Below are 19,490 nucleotides of genomic sequence, written 5' to 3'. Positions count from 1 at the left end.
GAATGTTGTATTGCAGCCCAATCTGACTTGGTATTGCTAGTCATTTTTCTTTGGGCAGGTTGCGAGGATATCTCTTCTTCCTGTGTCTTTGACCTCCTCCAGTTTGACTTCAAAACCCCATAGACGGTGCATGTGTTTCAGCACCTCCTCGTAGCTTGGATCTAACGGAATGCGATCGTGTGGGACATACTGCAACGTCAATGAGCGATCGCCTCGAACATCGACGTTATAGACTTGAATATTGGGTTCAAGGTTACTGAGATTGTATTGTGCCGCGAGTTTTTCGCGGATTTGTTGATAACCGAGGTCATCGTGAATAGCACTGATTTCGATGTGATTTTTTCTATCATCATCGCAAATGGCAAACAGCTTAAAATCGCGAATGAGTTTAGGGGATAGGTACTGGCTGATAAAACTTTCATCTTTAAAGTTACGCATCGCAAAGTGAAGGGCATCCAACCAGTTAGATCCCGCGAGCTCAGGAAACCACTCTTTATCCTCCTCAGTCGGCTCTTCACAGATCCGTTTGATATCACGGAACATGGCAAACCCAAGCGCATAAGGGTTGATACCACTGAAATAACGGCTGTTGTAGGGCGGTTGCGCCACAACGCTAGTGTGGCTGTGCAGAAACTCCAGCATGAATTTGTCGCTGACTAACCCCTCATCATAAAGATGATTAAGAATGGTGTAGTGCCAGAAGGTGGCCCATCCTTCGTTCATGACTTGGGTCTGTTTCTGCGGATAAAAATACTGGCTGATTTTGCGTACGATGCGCACGATTTCGCGCTGCCAAGGTTCCAGCAAGGGAGCGTGTTTCTCAATAAAGTAGAGGATGTTCTCTTGCGGTTCACTTGGGAAACGGCGATGTTTTTCCTGCTCAACCGCTTTTTTCGGCACAGTACGCCACAAGGCATTCACTTGGGATTGCAGATAGGCTTCGCGCTCTTCTTGGCGTGCTTTCTCTTCGGCAATCGAGATCTTTTCTGGCCGTTTATAACGGTCAACCCCGTAATTCATTAAAGCATGGCAAGAGTCGAGTAGCTTTTCTACTTCGTTCACGCCAAACTTCTGCTCACACTCAGCAATGTAGTTTTTGGCAAACAACAGATAGTCGATAATCGAGCTGGCATCTGTCCAAGTTTGGAACAGATAGTTACCTTTGAAGAAGGAGTTGTGGCCGTAACAGGCATGTGCCATCACGAGGGCTTGCATGGTCACGGTGTTTTCTTCCATCAGATAGGCGATACAAGGATCGGAGTTAATGACAATCTCATACGCTAACCCCATCTGACCGTGTTTGTAGGTTTGCTCGGTTTGGATGAATTTTTTGCCAAACGACCAATGGTTGTAGTTGATGGGCATGCCGATGCTGGAATAGGCATCCATCATCTGCTCTGAGGTGATGATTTCAATCTGGTTTGGGTAAGTATCCAAACGATAAAACTCAGCGACTCGGCGAATCTCTTGGTGATAGCGTTCAATTAGCTCAAATGTCCAATCTGGGCCATCGGGCAGTCGCTTGTTTTGGGCAGCTTTACGCTTGGGTGCGGCTTTGGCTTTGGTTGTCATCTCTCAGTCTCCCTACGCATTTTCCTTTTGGAACAGCTCCCTAAATACAGGGAAAATGTCTTCGACACTGCGAATGTTCTTCATTGCAAAGTTATCGAAGGATGCCTGTAATTTTTCATATTCGTGCCACAAAGTTTGGTGTGAGCGACGCGTGATTTCGATATAGGCATAGTATTGGCAATAGGGCAGCAGCTTGTTGGAGAGTAACTCTTTGCAGCGCGGTGAATCGTCTGCCCAGTTATCACCATCAGAAGCTTGCGCGCCATAAATGTTCCATTCACCCAGTGGGAAACGCGCTTCAATGATTTCATGCATCAGCTTGAGCGCACTGGACACTATGGTGCCGCCAGTTTCTTGCGAGTAGAAGAAGTCGTGTTCATTCACCTCTTTGGCTTGCGTATGGTGGCGGATAAACACCACTTCTACGTTTTCATAGGTGCGAGTGAGGAACAGGTAAAGCAGAACATAAAAGCGTTTCGCAATATCCTTGGTCGCCTGATCCATCGATCCCGACACGTCCATCAGACAGAACATCACTGCCTGACTGGATGGGATTGGGCGCTTTTCGTAGTTTTTGAAGCGCAAATCAAAGGTGTCGATAAAAGGCACGCTATCAATTTTATTGCGTAGCTCTTCAATCTCTTGCTTGATGCGCATCTCTTCCATGATTTGGGGTGGTTCGCTGCGCTGAATGCGTTCGAGTTCTTCTTCCAACTCACTCATTAAACGGCGTTTACCAGCAGTCATCGCCGTACGGCGTGCTAAGGATTGTTGCAATGAGCGCACCACAGAAATGTTGGAGGGCACACCCGAGGTTTGGAAACCTGCACGATGGGTTTTCCATTCAGTGATTTTGTTAACTTGGTTTTTCTTGAGATTCGGCAGTGCTAAATCTTCAAACAGAATATCGAGGTATTCATCTTTGGAAATTTGGAATACGAAATCATCGCTGCCTTCACCATCGGCACTGGCCTCGCCTTCACCTGAGCCGCCGCTGCCTTGCCCCCCTTTAGGGCGATCGATTTTATCGCCACGAATAAATTGGTCATTGCCCGGATGCACACGTTCACGCACGCCACCTTTGCCTTGATGAAACATCGGCTCTTTAATGTCGCGAGTCGGAATCGAGACATCTTCACCAGATTCCGTGTTAGTGATTGAGCGGCGGTTAACGGCATCCGCAACCGACTCTTTAATCTGCTCTTTGTAACGGCGTAAAAAGCGTTGTCGGTTGACGGTGCTTTTGTTTTTGCCGTTTAGCCTTCTGTCGATAAATTGCGCCATGAGCCTCTCCCTAATGACATCACCTCAAACTCGATCTCGAGTTTGTTGAGGAGGTGACCTACAGCCCAACAGCTATTCTGTGGGGTAGGTAACACCGCAGGTGGCGGTAGTTGCACTACCGCCGACCATTACACGGCATACACACTATGAGGATTTACGTACTCGCAAATACCACTCAGACAGCAAGCGGACTTGTTTTTCGGTATAGCCTTTTTCCATCATACGAGCGACGAAGTCATCGTGTTTCTTCTGATCGTCGGATGAGGTTTTCGCGTTAAAGGAGATGACCGGAAGCAGATCTTCAGTATTGGAGAACATCTTTTTCTCGATCACAGTGCGCAATTTCTCGTAGCTGGTCCATACAGGGTTTTGGCCATTGTTGTTGGCACGAGCACGCAGTACGAAGTTAACAATTTCATTACGGAAATCTTTTGGATTGCTGATCCCCGCGGTTTTCTCAATTTTCTCCAGTTCACTGTTGAGTGCTGAACGGTCAAACAGTTGGCCAGTTTCTGGATCGCGATACTCTTGATCTTGAATCCAGAAGTCGGCGTAGGTGACGTAGCGGTCAAAAATATTCTGACCGTACTCAGAGTAAGACTCTAAGTAAGCGGTTTGGATCTCTTTGCCAATGAATTCGACATAACGCGGAATTAAGTAGCCTTTGAGGAATTCATTGTAGCGATCCGCGGTTTCTTGCGGGAACTGCTCCCGCTCGACTTGCTGTTCGATAACGTAGAACAGATGCACTGGGTTCGCGGCCACTTCTGAGTGATCGAAGTTAAATACGCGAGACAGAATTTTGAACGCGAAACGGGTGGAAAGCCCAGACATGCCTTCATCTACCCCCGCATAATCGCGGTATTCCTGATAGCTTTTGGCTTTCGGATCGGTATCTTTCAGCGTTTCACCATCATAGACACGCATTTTTGAAAACAGGGAAGAGTTCTCTGGCACTTTTAGGCGAGACAGTACGCTAAATTGTGCCAGTAGTTCGAGTGTGCTTGGAGCACAAGGTGCTTTGGATAGCTCACTGTGATCCAACAGTTTTTGGTAGATTTTGACTTCACCAGAAACACGTAGACAGTAAGGGACTTTCACAATGTACACCCGGTCTAGGAATGCTTCGTTGTTTTTGTTGTTACGGAAAGTCTGCCATTCCGATTCGTTCGAGTGGGCGAGAATCATGCCGTCAAATGGCAAGGCTGAAAGCCCTTCGGTACCGTTATAGTTGCCTTCTTGGGTCGCGGTTAGTAGTGGGTGCAGCACTTTAATTGGTGCTTTGAACATTTCCACGAATTCCATCAAACCTTGGTTGGCGCGGCATAGTGCACCGGAGTAGCTGTAGGCATCTGGGTCATCTTGTGAAAAATGTTCGAGTTTACGTATGTCGACTTTACCGACCAGAGAGGAAATATCTTGGTTGTTCTCATCGCCCGGTTCGGTTTTGGCTACCGCGATTTGATCTAGAATGGATGGGCGCACTTTCACCACTTTGAACTTGGTAATATCGCCACCAAATTCATGCAGGCGTTTAGCTGCCCAAGGTGACATGATGGAACGTAAGTAACGACGATCAATGCCGTATTCTTGTTTGAGCAATTCACCATCTTCATTGACATCAAATAGACAGAAGGGGTGATCGTTAACCGGGCTGCGTTGACCATTGGCCGACAACACATAAATTGGCATTTGTTGCATCAAAGCTTTGAGCTTTTCCGCCAGTGATGATTTACCGCCGCCCACAGGGCCGAGTAAATAAAGAATCTGTTTGCGCTCTTCCAAGCCTTGCGCTGCATGCTTGAGGTAAGCGACGATCTGCTCTATGGGCTCTTCCATGCCATAAAAATCTTCGAAAGTTTTATAACGAGCAATCACTCGGTTGGAAAAAATTCGGCTAAGGCGCGAGTGTTTGGATGTATCAATCATCTCGGGTTCGCCGATAGCCATCAATAAGCGCTCCGCGGCATTGGCATAAGCACTTTTGTTTTCTTTACACAGAGCCAGAAAGTCCTGAATGGACAGCTCTTCATCCTTGGCGGCTTCATAGCGTGCCTGAAAGTGTTCAAAAATACTCATAGTTGTTTCCCCTTTGAAAATGTCATGACGACATACAACCGCTGTATACAAATTCCTAACAATTTAAGCCTAGTCTGTAATCCACTCTTTTGCTTAAGAATTATGGTTTTATTTCAAAATCGTGATTTCGAGTGAGTCGGATAAGTGGGATAGCGAAGAGCAGTCTGTGTGGTGGGAAAATCGCAAAATAAAAAGCTGGCAATAAAGCTAGCTTAAGAGAATAAAAGGGACAAAAATGCGAATTAAGCGTTCATGATTTGGCGCAATTCATTCGCTGACAGATGATACTGACGTGGGCAATTGCGCCAAGTGGTCAGCATGCGGCGGTACTTCGCCAACATTGGCATTTGGCTGTTGAAATGGTGCTCGCCCTTATCAAATTGTGGATATAGACCTTCAGAATCCACTAAGAAGCGCACATAGTTCACCAATGGTGCTTCGGTGGCCATATCAAAACCAAGGAAAGTCAAACGGCGTTGGTCAACATCTTTGCGCGCCGCGTCATCCAACATGCGGTTGGACTCTTGCATCGCGTGGTACATCTCCATAATGTCGATGATTTCGCGGCATTCCGTTTCAGGTAGGCAGCCAAACTCGCGGTTCAGTTCACGCATGTGTAGCTCATAACCACGTTCAACAATCGTTTGTAATCGCTTGTATTTGTTTGCGTTGTTTGGGTCAAGTTGCGACATAAGGAAATATTGGTTCGATAAGATCAAACGCTGAGCGTTGGTCATTTCCATGTAAAGCCTCACTTCAAATCAGAGTTATTATTTTGCTGATTTAAGGTTAACAGCATTGGTACGGAGTGAAACATGATCTCAACACGGTTTTAATAGTGAAAGCACAAAAAAACAGCATGATTAATGACGGTGATAGTGGTTATACAGATAATCGCGATCGGAAAACACGCGCAGCCACTCAGGGCGGAATACGGCCAAAATGGCGAGCGCCATGCCATTGAGTAGACCTTCAGGGAAGGCGAGTAACGGAATAAAAATCAAGTAGTTATCCATAATCGTTTTCCAGTCATAAGTCCCCATTCCCCAGACATACAGTGAGTTAAGCAAAAGGTGTAAACTGCCGGTAACACCGGCATTAAAAAAGCCAGCCACAAAAATAAATACGAAGATGTTTCTCGGTAGGTAGTGATAGCTGAGTGCAAAAACGGAGTAGCTGATCAAGCTTGGTAACAAGCTAGAAAGCAGCAGGTATTCTGGTAAAGCAGTAAAGCTTATTTTGCCAACGAGAGCTAGAGCTGTGGTAACAGGTATGGTGATAATAAAGGCACTGCGCCAACCGTACATCATGGTCAATGTGGTTAAGGCGAGAAAATGAATGGTGAGTCCTTCTTTAACACTGGCTTGTGCTGACCAGAGTAGAAATAGCCCCAACATCACAAAGTAGGTGAGATGTTGGAAAGTTCTATCATCACGAAATTTTGGCCATAGTGCGTACTGGCTATCTTTTTTCACCAAAAGTAAAACGGCAAAAATAATAATGGTTGAAGCGAGCTGTGCTAATTCCAATCGAGTTACCTAAAAAAATACCAACCGAAGTGGTTGGTATTTTTTACGATAACACCACGGGGTTGAATCAGTATTTTACGTTTGAGTGATACAGCTCAAGGATTGCTACGATTTTATCCATGGTTTCTTTGCTTGGTGGATTAACACCTTCCAATGGGTACTCTTCACCCATGGCTTCCCATTTATGAGCACCAAGTTTGTGATAAGGCAGCAGTTCGATCTTCTCGATGTTTTCCATGCCTTTGATGAACTCACCTAACTGATGCGCTGAGGCTTCATCATCGGTGTAACCTGGAACCACCACATAACGTAGCCAAGTCTTTTGGCCAATTTGATGTAGGTAGCGGGCAAAGTCGAGAGTGCGCTTGTTGGAGACACCGATCAGATCTTGGTGAATCTCGTCATCCATCTGTTTGATATCGAGCATGACCAGGTCTGTCACTTCTAGCACTTCATCAATCACAGGTGTGAACTTACGAATGTAGCCATTGGTATCTAAACATGTGTGGATGCCTTCGGCTTTCGCTGAGCGGAATAAATCACGCACAAACTCCGGCTGCAGCATGGCTTCGCCACCGGAACAAGTGATACCACCGCCCGAAGCATTCATGAAATGGCGGTAGGATTTTGCTTCTTTGATGATTTCTTCAACCGTCACTTCACGACCCGTATGGGTATCCCAAGTATCTCGGTTATGACAATACTTACAGCGGAACAGGCACCCTTGTAGGAATACAATAAAGCGGATTCCGGGGCCATCAACAGTGCCACAAGATTCGAAAGAGTGGATTCGACCAATGGTAGACATGAGCGCTTCTCAGTTATGTAATTTGGGCGTTATTTTATTACAAATGGCAGGGATTAAATAGGTTTATCTCCTGGATAATTTGCCGTGCCGCTAGAGATAGCAAGGGTTAGCGCCTTGCAGATTTATAGTATTTTGGGACGCTTATTCTCTCTTGTTTAGTTAAAAATGAGTAAGTCATACACCGCGGGTCTACACTTTGTAAAGGCAATGAAGTGATGGAGGCCTTAACCAAAATCACACTAGGAGCGGAGCAAGCCGCATCACAAACCGATGTGATTTTCTCTTCTATCAGAGAATTAGCATCAACAAGTCATTCCATGGCGGACAATATGACGTTGATTGCCAGCGCCATGAAAGAGTTAGAAACCTACAATAATCAGCTACGCACTACGAGCCAGGGGTTGAGTCACGAGCCGACAGCCTGAATTCAGACTGCCGACGTTTTACGATCTAAAGTCTCACCAAGTGATTAAAAGAAGGCATAGAGGGAGAGACTGCCAGTACTACTGTATGGCTCTTTATCTTCTTTAAACTCGTTGCTATTGGCGGTAAGAGTGAAACTTGCACCCACATGGCGGCCATACATGGCAAATCCAAGGACAGCCGTGGCTTGCCAGTTTTCTACATTCACTTGGTAATATTCAGCTGGGTGCTCTAAACCTTCCAGTGGGCGGTCTCCTTCAATGGTGACATCGTTAAAGCGATAACGCCCTTCGATACCTGAGAAGAAGAACCAACCACGATCTGAAGCACCGATCATACCCGCTGAGAACGGATTTTCCGCGGAGATATTGGCAGATCCAAAGCTTCCTGCGAGATCAGATCCCCAACGCCACATTACACCGGTAGAAATATCGCTACGGAAGTTGCCCACATTGATTTCGGATACGTTAGAAAGCTCCCACTCTGTATTAAACAGTGCCCCGTAACGCCACCAGTTAAAGTGAGAGCGGTAACCTATGCTGCCTACAAATTGGTCTTCAACTTGATAAGCCCAACCATTCGGGTCATCTGATTTAGTAATGCCGTGGACTATTTTTTGAGCCTCTTCGGAGAGGGCACTGTCACCCGTCATGCCGAGAGTTAGGTTAAAGCGCTGAGATTGCTGAGGATTAAGGCTGATGTAGTTAAATTCGGTGTGCAAATAACCGGCATAGGGACGCTCATTTGGTTGTGGTGTGGTTAACTCGATATCAGATGGAGTCCACATTTTATGGCCGAGAGTAAACTCCCACTTATCTAGGCTAGGAGCCCCCCAAATCGATAAGCTCAGTGGTTGAGTAAGCCAATTAGGTGTTATCGCTCCTGAGGTGTAGCTCAGGAATAACCCGTTGGTGTAGTTTTGATCAACCCCAAATACACCGTCATTATCAATACTGAGAATGAAAGTGGGTGTTTGAGCAGCAATGGCTGCACTGCTGAACAACCATAAAGGAATAACACGGATAAATTTCATAGGAATAAGTAACTTTATGTACTTCAAAAGTTAAATTGCGGCACCTATGTTGACGTATTCTGATTAATAAAACTAGCTAAGAACAGAATAAGTGTGCGTTTAGAGACAGTAATTTATTTTAAAAATACGGGAATGAAAAAAAAAGAAAGCCCTGTCGCATGCGGCAGGGCTTTCATCAGAACTTACTCAATCTTATAGAGATTCAGTGAAAGTACGAGCGATAACGTCTTGTTGCTGTTCAGCAGTCAGAGAGTTAAAGCGAACTGCATAACCTGATACACGGATAGTCAGTTGTGGGTACTTCTCTGGATGCTTAACCGCATCAAGCAGAGTGTCACGGTTCAGAACGTTAACGTTCAGGTGTTGACCACCTTCAATACCAGATTCGTGGTGGAAGTAACCATCCATCAGACCAGCAAGGTTAGCACGTTGAGAGTTCTCATCTTTACCCAGTGCATTTGGCACGATAGAGAAGGTATAAGAGATACCATCTTTTGCGTGAGCAAATGGCAGTTTACCTACTGAAGTCAGAGACGCTACTGCACCTTTCTCGTCACGACCGTGCATTGGGTTTGCACCTGGTGCGAATGGAGCACCTGCACGACGACCGTCTGGTGTATTACCTGTCTTCTTACCGTATACCACGTTTGAAGTGATAGTCAGGATAGACTGAGTAGGAATTGCATCACGGTAAGTTTTCAGTGAACGGATCTTGTTCATGAAACGCTCAACCAGTTCACATGCGATGTCGTCAACGCGTGAATCGTTGTTACCAAATTTAGGGTAGTCGCCTTCGATAGTGAAATCGACTGCTACACCGTCTTCGTCACGAACAGGTTTAACTTTCGCGTACTTGATTGCAGACAGAGAGTCAGCGGCAACAGACAGACCTGCGATACCACACGCCATAGTACGACGTACATCACGGTCATGCAGAGCCATCAGAGCAGCTTCGTAGCTGTACTTGTCATGCATGAAGTGGATGCTGTTCAGTGCAGTGACGTATTGAGTCGCCAACCAACCCATGAAGTGATCCAGCTTGCCCCATACATCGTCGAAGTCCAGAACTTCGTCCGTGATCTTAGGCATTTTTGGACCCACTTGGATTTTCAGTTTCTCATCCACACCGCCGTTGATTACGTACAGCAGAGTTTTTGCAAGGTTTGCACGAGCACCGAAGAACTGCATGTGTTTACCGATCACCATTGGTGATACACAACATGCGATAGCGTAGTCATCAGACTCGAAGTCTGGACGCATCAGGTCATCGTTCTCGTACTGGATAGAAGAAGTATCGATAGATACTTTCGCACAGAACTTCTTGAAGCCTTCAGGCAGTTGCTCAGACCACAGAACAGTGATGTTTGGCTCAGGAGATGGACCCATGGTGTACAGTGAGTTCAGGAAGCGGAAGTTAGTACGTGTTACCAGCGTACGACCGTCCAGACCCATACCCCCCATAGATTCAGTTGCCCAAATTGGGTCGCCAGAGAACAGCTCATCGTACTCAGGAGTACGTAGGAAACGAACCATACGCAGCTTCATAACGAAGTGGTCGATCATTTCCTGAGCTTCTACTTCAGTGATCTTGCCAGCTTTCATGTCACGGTCAATGTACACGTCTAGGAAAGTAGAAGTACGGCCAAGAGACATTGCAGCACCGTTTTGAGACTTAACTGCCGCTAGGTAGCCGAAGTAAGTCCACTGGATCGCTTCTTGTGCTGTTTCTGCTGGGCGAGAAATATCGTAACCGTATTTCGCAGCCATCACTTTCATTTGGCCTAGTGCACGGTGTTGCTCTGCAATTTCTTCACGCAGTTGCATGGTCATTTGCAGATCTTCGCCGTTTTCGAATCTTTCCTGTAGAGACTTGAACTGAGCCAGTTTGTCTTTCATTAGGAAGTCGATACCGTACAGTGCCACACGACGGTAGTCACCGATGATACGACCACGGCCGTACGCATCTGGAAGACCAGTCAGAACGCCTGATTTACGACAAGCCAGAATTTCTGGAGTGTAGATGTCGAATACACCAGCGTTGTGTGTTTTGCGGTATTCAGAGTAGATTTTTGAAACTTGAGGATCCAGTTCACGACCGTATGCTTTGCATGAACCTTCCACCATACGGATACCACCGTTAGGGATGATTGCGCGTTTCAGTGGAGCATCAGTTTGTAGACCAACGATCTTTTCAAGATCTTTGTTGATGTAGCCAGCATCGTGAGCGGTGATGGTAGAGATAAGAGAAGTGTCGAAGTCAACAGGAGCGTGAGTTGAGTTTTCCTGTCTGATGCCTTCCATTACTTTGTCCCAAAGCTTGTTGGTCGCTTCAGTACCTTCAGAAACTAGGAAAGATTCGTCGCCTTCGTACGGTGTGTAGTTCTTTTGAATAAAATCACGAACGTTAACTTCGTTTTGCCAGTCACCTGCTGCAAAACCTTCCCAAGCTTTAGCAAATTGCTCTGCCATGACATACCTACCTTTATGAGTAGAAAAAACACGTACTGTCTTCGCCGTTGAGCCAGCGATCCCGTTAGGGAGCAGTACACTCTTCAATAACGATATTCAAATGCAATCAGATACTGTTTGAATATGGATATCGCTATTAGTTCCTTTTATGTAGCCACTCTACGCTAAAAATTTTTCGTAAACCTTAAACTAAATCAATAAAAGTTAAAAATTTAAAATAAAGTTTGGGTAGCGCGGTCAGCGCTACCCAAAAAAGAGTTGAGATTACAACCAAGCTTGTAAGCCGTATTGGCTTTCCAACATGCCAACAGCAAGCATAGCAATCAAACAGATGATTAGCACACCGCCTGGGATCACAACTTTATCCATGAATGACAATTTTGCTGCGCGCTCTTTGTCGCCAATCAGACCGTTGTTGTCCAGTAGCATGGTTAGAGCCCAAGCCAGTACAGGGTTTACTACCGCTGAACCAAAAATACAGATACCTGCTGCTTGAGAATCTTTGGTGTTTTTGATCATTTGCATACCTGCTTCAAGTAGTGGCAAGAATACGCCCACCAATAGAGCACAACGCATTACAGGTGGCCATACTGCAGCATCCATTGGGAAACCCAGGATAGCAATGAGCATTACCAAACAGCCTAGGATGATAGCACCGCCAGGAATTGGACGTTTCGCAATCGCTGCTGGGATCATGTACGTACCCCAAGATGATGTGATGTTACCACCACCCAGTGCAGTACCTACCATTTGGCGGATAGAACACATGGTCATTGTGTCATCCACATCCATTAGTACTTTTTCAGTACGTTTTGGATAGTTCAGTTCTTGGAAGATACGGTGACCAAGGAAGTCTGGTGACCACATCGCAACCGCAAGAATCGCAAATGGCAATGAAGCGATGAAGTGTTGTAGTGTTGGCATACCCAACATCCAACCCTGTTCAGTGCTGCCCCACCAGTAAACTGGGTTCAGGTTAGGTAAGCCCATTTGAGTTTCAAATTTCAAGTCGAAACCTGCACCTAATGCGAGAGCAATAACTAGACCTGTAAAGGCACACACAGGAATGGCCAACCAACGCAGGTTAAATTTAGCCAGTAGTGCGTAAATCACAATATTTACACCCAGTACCACTAAACCAATGTAACCCATGCTGCCTGCCGCAATATCCGCGGATTGAAGGCCTACCGCCCACTCTTGTATCGAAGTGATTTGGCTCATGGTTCCGGTAAAACCGAGGAAGATAAGCAAACCACCGGCCGTACCTTCAGAGGTGAGGTTAACCAGTTTGGATCCCCCTTTGAAGTAACTGAGCAGAAGACCGAAAACGCCAAGAAGAATAGCAAGAGCAAGAGGGTGAGCGCCGGCCAGAGCAATAGAGCCGATCAAAGGAATCATCGGACCGTGGTTACCCGCAAGGTTAGCTCTAGGGTTGAGGAAACCAGAAGCAATCACACAGAAGAAAAGAGCAGGGAAAAGCATTTCTACACGAGCAACTTCGATAGCAAATTCTTTACCCAAGTTAATGTGATCCCACGCTTGAGTCAGGCCATCAGCCCAAGACATCATTACCGCGGAGTACATTGAGATAATGCCGATGGTTCCCGCCAGTGCAGGAACTAAATCCTCTAGCTCAAAGCGGAAATCTCGACCAGGTAAGTTGAGACCAAAACGGCGTGGCTTCATGATTTGCAGTTCATGATCCAGATATTCTGAGCGAGTCGCAAACTCAGACGCAGGACGGTGAAGCTCCTGATAGCTTTTCGTCTCAATGTCTGAGCGCTCGTTGTTCATAACGTCTGACATATGATTCCTCATATTTGTAAAAGTAAGTAATTCAGTTGTGAATACTGTTTAATTGCATGAATGAAAAGGTGTTAAATCCTTGCTGGCACAAGCCTAATGAGCACTACTAACACAAATACTGATCATTTTTATGACCTTATATTTGCGGCGAGTTTATCGTGCTTACTAGTAAGGACGATTGATCTTGATCACTTTACGAAAAGATATGAAAGAAAACTACATATGCCCCGTGATATCAGGCACATAGGGCGCTTTCGATTTGAAATATTTTTTCATCTTGCGAGTTTTATTACGTTTTGGAACGCGATCGAAGGTAGAAAATCGCGGGGGTATAAAGTAGTAACAGCGAAAGGAAGCATGAATGGTACTTTTGTTAAAAATTTATTAACGATACTTTATTGCCGAAATGACTGGTTATTTCGTTTTTCAAGATTTATTCACTTAATGTTGCATTTTTGTGCAAATTAAATAGCTATTCAATCAAATTTTACGGGTTAATAATTTGTTGCGCTTGTCTGGGTTGAATGTTAGCTTGTTGCAAAAGTGAACAGAGACGTTCATCGACAGTGAACAGGGAGCGTTAGCGCATGACGGATGTACCCGCGCTTGAGATTAAAAATCTACATAAAACTTTTGGTCAGAATGAAGTGCTAAAAGGTATCTCACTTCAGGCTAGTAAAGGCGATGTCATTTCCATCATTGGCTCGTCAGGCTCTGGCAAAAGCACCTTTCTTCGTTGTATTAATTTATTAGAGACGCCAACCTCTGGCGAAATCTGGGTTAAAGGTGAATTGATCCAGATGAAAACCTCGCGCCAAGGTGTAGCCCAACCCGCTAAAGAAAAACAAGTTCAGCGCATCCGTTCGCGTCTAGCTATGGTGTTTCAAAGCTTCAACCTGTGGTCACACATGACGGTGCTCGAAAACGTCATTGAAGCTCCTGTGCACGTTTTGGGTGTCCCGAAAGCTCAAGCGATTGAGCAAGCTGAACACCTGCTAAAAAAAGTAGGGCTTTACGAGCGTAAAGATTACTACCCAGGTCATCTTTCTGGTGGTCAGCAGCAACGAGCTGCGATCGCAAGGGCTCTTGCTGTAGAGCCTGAAGTCATGCTGTTTGATGAGCCGACCTCTGCTTTAGATCCTGAGTTGGTAGGAGAAGTCTTGGGGGTCATGCGTGACTTAGCGGAGGAAGGGCGCACCATGCTCGTGGTGACACATGAAATGGCCTTTGCTCGCGATGTCTCAAATCATGTGATGTTTTTGCATCAAGGTAAGGTTGAGGAGCAGGGTAAACCGGAAAAATTGTTCAAAAATCCTGATTCAGAGCGGTTAAAGCAGTTTATTTCGTCTATTTATTAAATATAAAAGCCGTTTGCTAGTGGGATGCTTTGGAAGCCAAAGTTCACGGCTGTTTGATGTAAATCCATTAGAAAAAGCAACATTACTCGCTAGTATCTACGCGTTATCAAATACAACAGTAAACACAACATAAAGAGAAACAATCACAGGAGTATGGATATGAAGAAGTGGTTAGTTGCGACTGCTTTAATTGCAGCAACAGTGAGTGGAGTCACGCAAGCCAAAGAATGGAAAACGGTACGCTTTGGTATTGAAGGTGCCTATCCTCCATTTAGTTGGACTGAAGCGGATGGTTCACTGAAAGGATTTGATGTGGACATGGCAAATGCACTGTGTACCGAGATGAAAGTTGAGTGCAAAATTGTGCCGCAAGATTGGGATGGCATCATTCCATCATTGTTAGCGCGTAAATATGACGCGATTATTGCCGCAATGTCGATCACCGAAGAGCGTAAGATGAAAGTCGATTTCACTGGTAAGTATGCTCTGATCCCGAATAAATTCATTGCTAAAAAAGGTGCTAACCTCACTTTCACGAAAGAGGGTTTGAAGGGGGTAAAAATCGGTGTGCAGCGTGCGACAACACATGATAAGTACCTGTCCGACAATTATGGTGACGCCGTGGATATCGTCCGTTATGGCTCGTTTGATGAAGCGTACTTAGATCTAGCGAATGGCCGTATTGCTGCTGTATTGGGTGATGCCTCAGCGCTGGAAGAAGGTGTGTTGAACAAAGCAGGTGGTGATGGCTATGAATTTGTTGGTCCATCATTGACGGATCCTAAATGGTTTGGTGAGGGTATGGGCATCGCTGTTCGTAAGCAGGATAAAGACTTGACCGAAAAGCTGAATGCGGCCATTGCAGCGCTACGTGAGAAAGGTATTTATCAGCAAATTGAAGCCAAATACTTTAAATATGATGTATACGGCGAGTAATTCTTAAAGCCGTCATATTTAAGGATAGCTTTTAAATTCCTGCATCCGGGTTGTTGGCACTCGTTCCTGATGTTACCAACAATCCGGTCTTTACCCACAGGGAACGAGTATGTTGGATTTGCAAGGTTATGAGGCCTCGATAGCGAAAGGGGCACTCGTTACGATCGAGGTTGCACTGCTTTCACTGTTGTTAGCTGTTGTGCTCGGCATGTTAGGTGCATTAGCGAAAATGGCACCGTATCGTTGGGCTCGATGGGTTGCAACGCTCTATACCACCATCATTCGTGGTATTCCTGATCTCGTGCTGATGATGTTGATTTTCTTTGGTGGCCAGATCTTCCTCAACAACGGACTCAGTATCTTCAACGAGTTTCTCAATCAATGGTTCATTGGACGTGACCCAAACCATGAATGGGTATCTTATGTACCGGACTATATCGACGTAAGCCCATTTATCGCAGGGGTACTGACCATTGGTTTTATTTTTGGCGCCTATATGGCTGAAACCTTTCGCGGTGCGATTCTTGCCGTGGATAAAGGTGAACTAGAAGCCGCAAAAGCATATGGCATGAGCTCTGCGATGAGCTTTCGGCGGATTTTATTACCACAGATGATCCGCCACGCGATACCAGGTTTTGGCAATAACTGGTTAGTGCTGCTGAAAACCACAGCGCTAGTCTCGATTATTGGCTTGGAGGATATGGTTCGGATCAGTTCGTTAGCTGCGGGCTCAACCAAAATGCCATTCACCTTTTATATGGCGGTTGCCATTATCTTTCTATTTTTTACCAGTGTGTCTACCGGTTTACTCAAACTCATAGAACGCAAATTCAGTATTCATACGAGGTAAATATGGATTTTTCTCTGATTATTGACAGTTTTCCCGTCTATCTAGGGGGGCTCTGGACCACCGTATGGTTAGTCTCCTTCTCTTTGGTTGTTGGTTTACTGTGGGCTATCCCGATGGCCATTGCCAGGAGTAGCAAACAAAAATGGCTCAGTTTTCCGGCATGGGGATACATCTATTTTCTACGCGGAACGCCACTTTTAGTGCAGCTCTATTTGATTTATTACGGGATGGACCAATTTTTTCCGGTGAAAGGAACCTTATGGGAGCACGCATGGTTCTGTGCTCTCGTTGCTTTTATTTTAAATACGTCGGCCTACACAGCAGAAATTATCCGCGGGGCAATCAATGGCTTACCAAAAGGGGAAGTGGAGGCCGCAAAAGCCTATGGAATGGGGCGTTGGCAAACTTATCAGCGGATCATACTGCCAAGTGCGCTGCGTAGGGCTTTGCCAGCTTATAGTAATGAAGTGATTTTTATGCTGCATGGCAGTGCAGTCGCAGGAATAGTCACCATTATGGACTTAACCGGAGCCGCACGTTTAGTCAACTCACGTTATTATGCGCCGTTTGAAGCCTTCTTAACGGCTGGGCTATTTTATATGTCACTCACATTCATCATTTTGTGGTGTTTTAAGCAGGCGGAAAACCGCTTTCTTGCCTACCTAAAACCTCGTAGCTAAATGAAACATCCCCATCGATAAAAGATGGGGATACTTTTGAGTAAGCCGTCAAATGCCTCGATTACTTGAACGTAGCCCAGATAGGGGCGTGATCAGACGGTTTGTCGATACCCCGTAGTTCATAATCGATCCCCGCTTCTTGGCAGGTTTCAGCTAGCGTTGGTGTAGCCAAAATCACATCAATACGCAGACCGCGATTATCATCAAACCCACGTGAGCGGTAATCAAACCACGAGAATTGATCACTAACTTCTGGATGGAGTTGACGGAACGTATCCACCAGACCCCAATCCATTAAGCTTTGCAACCATTCACGCTCTTCAGGTTGGAATGAGCATTTGCCTGTTTGTAACCAGCGTTTGCGATTAGCCTCACCGATCCCGATATCCAAGTCGAGCGGACTGATATTGATGTCGCCCATCACGACTAAACGCTCTGCATTACTTCGATGCTCACCTAGATAGGTCATCAAATCACGGTAAAACTGGCGCTTATATGGAAACTTGGTTTCGTGTTCTACATTGTCACCTTGTGGAAAATAACCGTTCAGAATTGTGGTTTTGTTGCCATCTTGATCGACAAATGTCGCCATGATCATGCGCTTTTGGTGCTCTTCGCTGTCGGTTGGAAAACCTTTGATCACTTCAACGGGGGTCTGTTTACACAAAATAGCCACACCATAGTGAGCTTTTTGGCCATGGAAATAGACCTGATAACCCATAGCTTCGACTTCTTGACGAGGAAAGGCGTCATCATGAACTTTTATTTCTTGTAAACCAATCACATCAGGTTGGTGCTTGTCGATCAGGGCTTGCAATTGGTGCAATCTGGCTCTGAGTCCATTTATGTTGAAACTGATGACTTTCATTGTGATTCCTTCTGGTTGACTTAGGGGCTGATGTTATCACCTGAGCATGGGATCACAAGCCCGAAGCATTGCTAGTTCAATAGAGAGGGGATGAAGTAAAGGGTTGGTATAAAAATGGGAATTCAATTAAATCAAATAGCAATAACTATTCGTGCCATTCATGAACTAAGACCGCAATCGCTGAGATATTGGAGAGCAATTCACTTCATGGATAGTGAAATCATGCGTTGTCCCCTTAGTTTAAAGTGGATTGACGTTGCTAGACTGATGATCTTCTCGTGCAGTAGTGATCGATGCATCATCAGCCAATCTGTGTTCTAAATCACGTTTAACAATCTCAATTGCAGCAAGTGCGAGCTGTGGCTCGATGGCGTGAGATTCTAATAAGTAGATGAGATCAACCGCGAGCTTGATCTCATCAGAAGCTTCATTGAGTGGGATCGATGGGTTCGACATTTACGCTTTTCTCTCCTGAGTGGTGATCCGTTTTTCGATTTTGATTTTTGCTTCTCGACAACGGTTTAGCCGCTGTTCGGCTTGTAACAAAGCTTGTTGGGCGGCGGTTTTTTCTGTGACTGAGGCTTGCTCCAGCAGCATGGCCTTATCACGTACTAAATCCATTAAGCGCCGTTCCCAGTCTTGATGTTGGGCTAACTCTTGATAAAGCTCATTAATCGGTTTTTTAAAATAGGCTTGTGGTTTAGGCTCTTTGCGGCGAATCGTTTGCGTAGAAAGTTCTCTTGTCAGCGCTGCAATTTGCGCAAGTAGTCGTTCAGAGAGGTATTCTGCTCGTAAGGCAGTTAAACGCCCACTTTCATTCTCTCGAATTAAGGCCAGCAGTGTTGAATTTGCTTCTTCAACGCAAGGCGTCAGCAACTTGCCATGACAGTGAAACAGAACTTCATCAAATAAAGGTCTGTGGTGTTCACCACGCTGACGATCAACCTGAGCTGCTGAATATTTTAATTCGGTGAGGATGGCATGGAATTTTTCGTAACTCTTCATGACCCAATCCACCACGCATCATAGGCCAATTTAGTGGCTAGTAGAGTGACCACCAAAATAAACAGCGGTCGAATAAAAGGAGCGCCAAAGCGAATTGCAGAGTGAGCACCAACAAAAGCTCCTGCCATTAGGCAAACACCCATCGTTAAACCGAGCAACCAATCGATGTGCCCAAGTATGGCAAAAGTCACCAAAGAAGTCAGATTGCTTGTCAAATTCATGGCTTTAGCTAGACCTGAGGCGAGTAAAATATTGAATCGATAAAGTGCCATTGAGCTTACCGTCCAAAAGGCCCCCGTTCCTGGGCCTGCTAAGCCATCGTAAAAACCCAGACCAACACCTTGTAAAATCTGTTTTCGGTGCAGTTTAGGGCAAGGTTTAGGGCTTGCATTTTGTTGATTCTGAATCGGTTTGTACCAAACAGTGTAGAGTGCTGCAGCAAGAATGATCAGGGGCAAGGCTTTACCCAACCTTTCAGTGCTGATCGCATCAACGGCTAACGTACCAAGTACCGCACCAACGAATGTAGCGATAAAAGCACGATTCCAGCAGGCTGGATCAAACAGTTTTTCTCGATAATAGGTCCAAGCCGCGGTTGAAGATGCAAAAGTGGCCGCTAATTTGTTGGTGCCTAGCGCTAAATGAGGTGGCAAACCTAAAGAAAGTAGGGCAGGTACCGTTAGCATTCCACCTCCTCCTGCAACTGCATCAATAAATCCAGCAATAAACGCAACAAGAGCCAGCACCATTATCGTGGTGGGTTCTATCCATTCCATCAAAAGCGCAATCC

At 45.6% G+C, this 19,490-nt stretch carries 17 protein-coding genes and 1 pseudogene; 5 read left to right on the top strand and 13 right to left on the bottom strand.

Going from position 1 to position 19,490, the window contains the following annotated elements; translation table 11 throughout:
- Positions 1-36 precede the first annotated feature (36 nt).
- The 6 genes from VOA_RS04105 to pflA all read right to left on the bottom strand — a co-directional run bounded on the left by VOA_RS04105 (position 37) and on the right by pflA (position 7,272).
- Entirely contained in the window at positions 37-1,572 is a 1,536-nt protein-coding gene (locus VOA_RS04105) for a SpoVR family protein (protein ID WP_000208349.1), read from the bottom strand.
- Between the two features lie 12 nt (positions 1,573-1,584).
- On the bottom strand, positions 1,585-2,856 hold the full coding sequence (locus VOA_RS04110) for a YeaH/YhbH family protein (protein WP_000046687.1): 1,272 nt from the start codon (positions 2,854-2,856) through the stop codon (positions 1,585-1,587).
- A gap of 144 nt (positions 2,857-3,000) precedes the next feature.
- Complete coding sequence (locus VOA_RS04115; RefSeq protein ID WP_000021520.1) at positions 3,001-4,935, bottom strand: PrkA family serine protein kinase; 1,935 nt, start codon at positions 4,933-4,935, stop codon at positions 3,001-3,003.
- 242 nt (positions 4,936-5,177) lie between these two features.
- On the bottom strand, positions 5,178-5,678 hold the full coding sequence (locus VOA_RS04120) for a YfbU family protein (protein WP_000426106.1): 501 nt from the start codon (positions 5,676-5,678) through the stop codon (positions 5,178-5,180).
- A gap of 120 nt (positions 5,679-5,798) precedes the next feature.
- Positions 5,799-6,464, bottom strand: coding sequence for an energy-coupling factor ABC transporter permease (locus VOA_RS04125; RefSeq protein ID WP_000417718.1), 666 nt, complete (start codon positions 6,462-6,464; stop codon positions 5,799-5,801).
- Positions 6,465-6,531: 67 nt separating this feature from the next.
- The gene (gene pflA / locus VOA_RS04130; protein WP_000103944.1) at positions 6,532-7,272 is read right to left on the bottom strand and encodes a pyruvate formate lyase 1-activating protein; all 741 of its coding nucleotides are present in this window, start codon (positions 7,270-7,272) and stop codon (positions 6,532-6,534) included.
- A 200-nt stretch (positions 7,273-7,472) separates the two neighbouring features.
- Between pflA and VOA_RS04135 the strand changes: the two are divergent.
- Positions 7,473-7,726, top strand: a pseudogene (locus tag VOA_RS04135) (methyl-accepting chemotaxis protein); the annotation flags it as partial.
- Positions 7,727-7,741: 15 nt separating this feature from the next.
- Here VOA_RS04135 and VOA_RS04140 read toward each other — a convergent pair.
- The 3 genes from VOA_RS04140 to VOA_RS04150 form a co-directional block, all read right to left on the bottom strand.
- Positions 7,742-8,728 carry a lipid A deacylase LpxR family protein gene (locus VOA_RS04140; RefSeq protein WP_000668799.1) on the bottom strand — a complete coding sequence of 329 codons (987 nt, stop codon included), beginning with the start codon at positions 8,726-8,728 and terminating at the stop codon, positions 7,742-7,744.
- Positions 8,729-8,920: 192 nt separating this feature from the next.
- Positions 8,921-11,197, bottom strand: coding sequence for a formate C-acetyltransferase (pflB, locus tag VOA_RS04145; protein ID WP_000840430.1), 2,277 nt, complete (start codon positions 11,195-11,197; stop codon positions 8,921-8,923).
- Positions 11,198-11,461: 264 nt separating this feature from the next.
- Complete coding sequence (locus tag VOA_RS04150; RefSeq protein WP_001286260.1) at positions 11,462-13,003, bottom strand: DUF3360 family protein; 1,542 nt, start codon at positions 13,001-13,003, stop codon at positions 11,462-11,464.
- Between the two features lie 587 nt (positions 13,004-13,590).
- Here VOA_RS04150 and VOA_RS04155 point away from each other — a divergent pair.
- The 4 genes from VOA_RS04155 (at position 13,591) to VOA_RS04170 (ending at position 16,827) form a co-directional block, all read left to right on the top strand.
- A complete protein-coding gene (locus tag VOA_RS04155; RefSeq protein WP_000133017.1) occupies positions 13,591-14,361 on the top strand; it encodes an ABC transporter ATP-binding protein in 771 nt (256 codons plus the stop codon).
- A 159-nt stretch (positions 14,362-14,520) separates the two neighbouring features.
- Positions 14,521-15,297 (top strand): ABC transporter substrate-binding protein, encoded by a 777-nt coding sequence (locus tag VOA_RS04160; protein ID WP_000759073.1) that lies wholly within the window; start codon positions 14,521-14,523, stop codon positions 15,295-15,297.
- 109 nt (positions 15,298-15,406) lie between these two features.
- Entirely contained in the window at positions 15,407-16,147 is a 741-nt protein-coding gene (locus VOA_RS04165) for an ABC transporter permease (RefSeq protein ID WP_000886236.1), read from the top strand.
- A gap of 2 nt (positions 16,148-16,149) precedes the next feature.
- Positions 16,150-16,827 carry an ABC transporter permease gene (locus tag VOA_RS04170; protein WP_000347795.1) on the top strand — a complete coding sequence of 226 codons (678 nt, stop codon included), beginning with the start codon at positions 16,150-16,152 and terminating at the stop codon, positions 16,825-16,827.
- Positions 16,828-16,888: 61 nt separating this feature from the next.
- Here the strand turns inward: VOA_RS04170 and xthA are convergent, their stop codons facing one another.
- From xthA to VOA_RS04190, 4 genes are all read right to left on the bottom strand, one after another.
- Complete coding sequence (gene xthA / locus VOA_RS04175; RefSeq protein WP_000864792.1) at positions 16,889-17,695, bottom strand: exodeoxyribonuclease III; 807 nt, start codon at positions 17,693-17,695, stop codon at positions 16,889-16,891.
- A 240-nt stretch (positions 17,696-17,935) separates the two neighbouring features.
- Positions 17,936-18,151: a pleiotropic regulatory protein RsmS gene (gene rsmS, locus VOA_RS04180; RefSeq protein WP_000070379.1), complete on the bottom strand. Its 216-nt coding sequence runs from the start codon at positions 18,149-18,151 to the stop codon at positions 17,936-17,938.
- Complete coding sequence (locus VOA_RS04185; protein WP_000844322.1) at positions 18,152-18,700, bottom strand: primosomal replication protein; 549 nt, start codon at positions 18,698-18,700, stop codon at positions 18,152-18,154.
- A complete protein-coding gene (locus VOA_RS04190) occupies positions 18,697-19,476 on the bottom strand; it encodes a sulfite exporter TauE/SafE family protein (RefSeq protein ID WP_009356108.1) in 780 nt (259 codons plus the stop codon). The genes VOA_RS04185 and VOA_RS04190 overlap by 4 nt, the downstream gene beginning before the upstream one ends.
- Positions 19,477-19,490: the final 14 nt, after the last annotated feature.

Source organism: Vibrio sp. RC586 (assembly GCF_000176715.1).
GTDB lineage: Bacteria > Pseudomonadota > Gammaproteobacteria > Enterobacterales > Vibrionaceae > Vibrio.
This window is presented reverse-complemented; position numbering and strand designations above follow the sequence as displayed.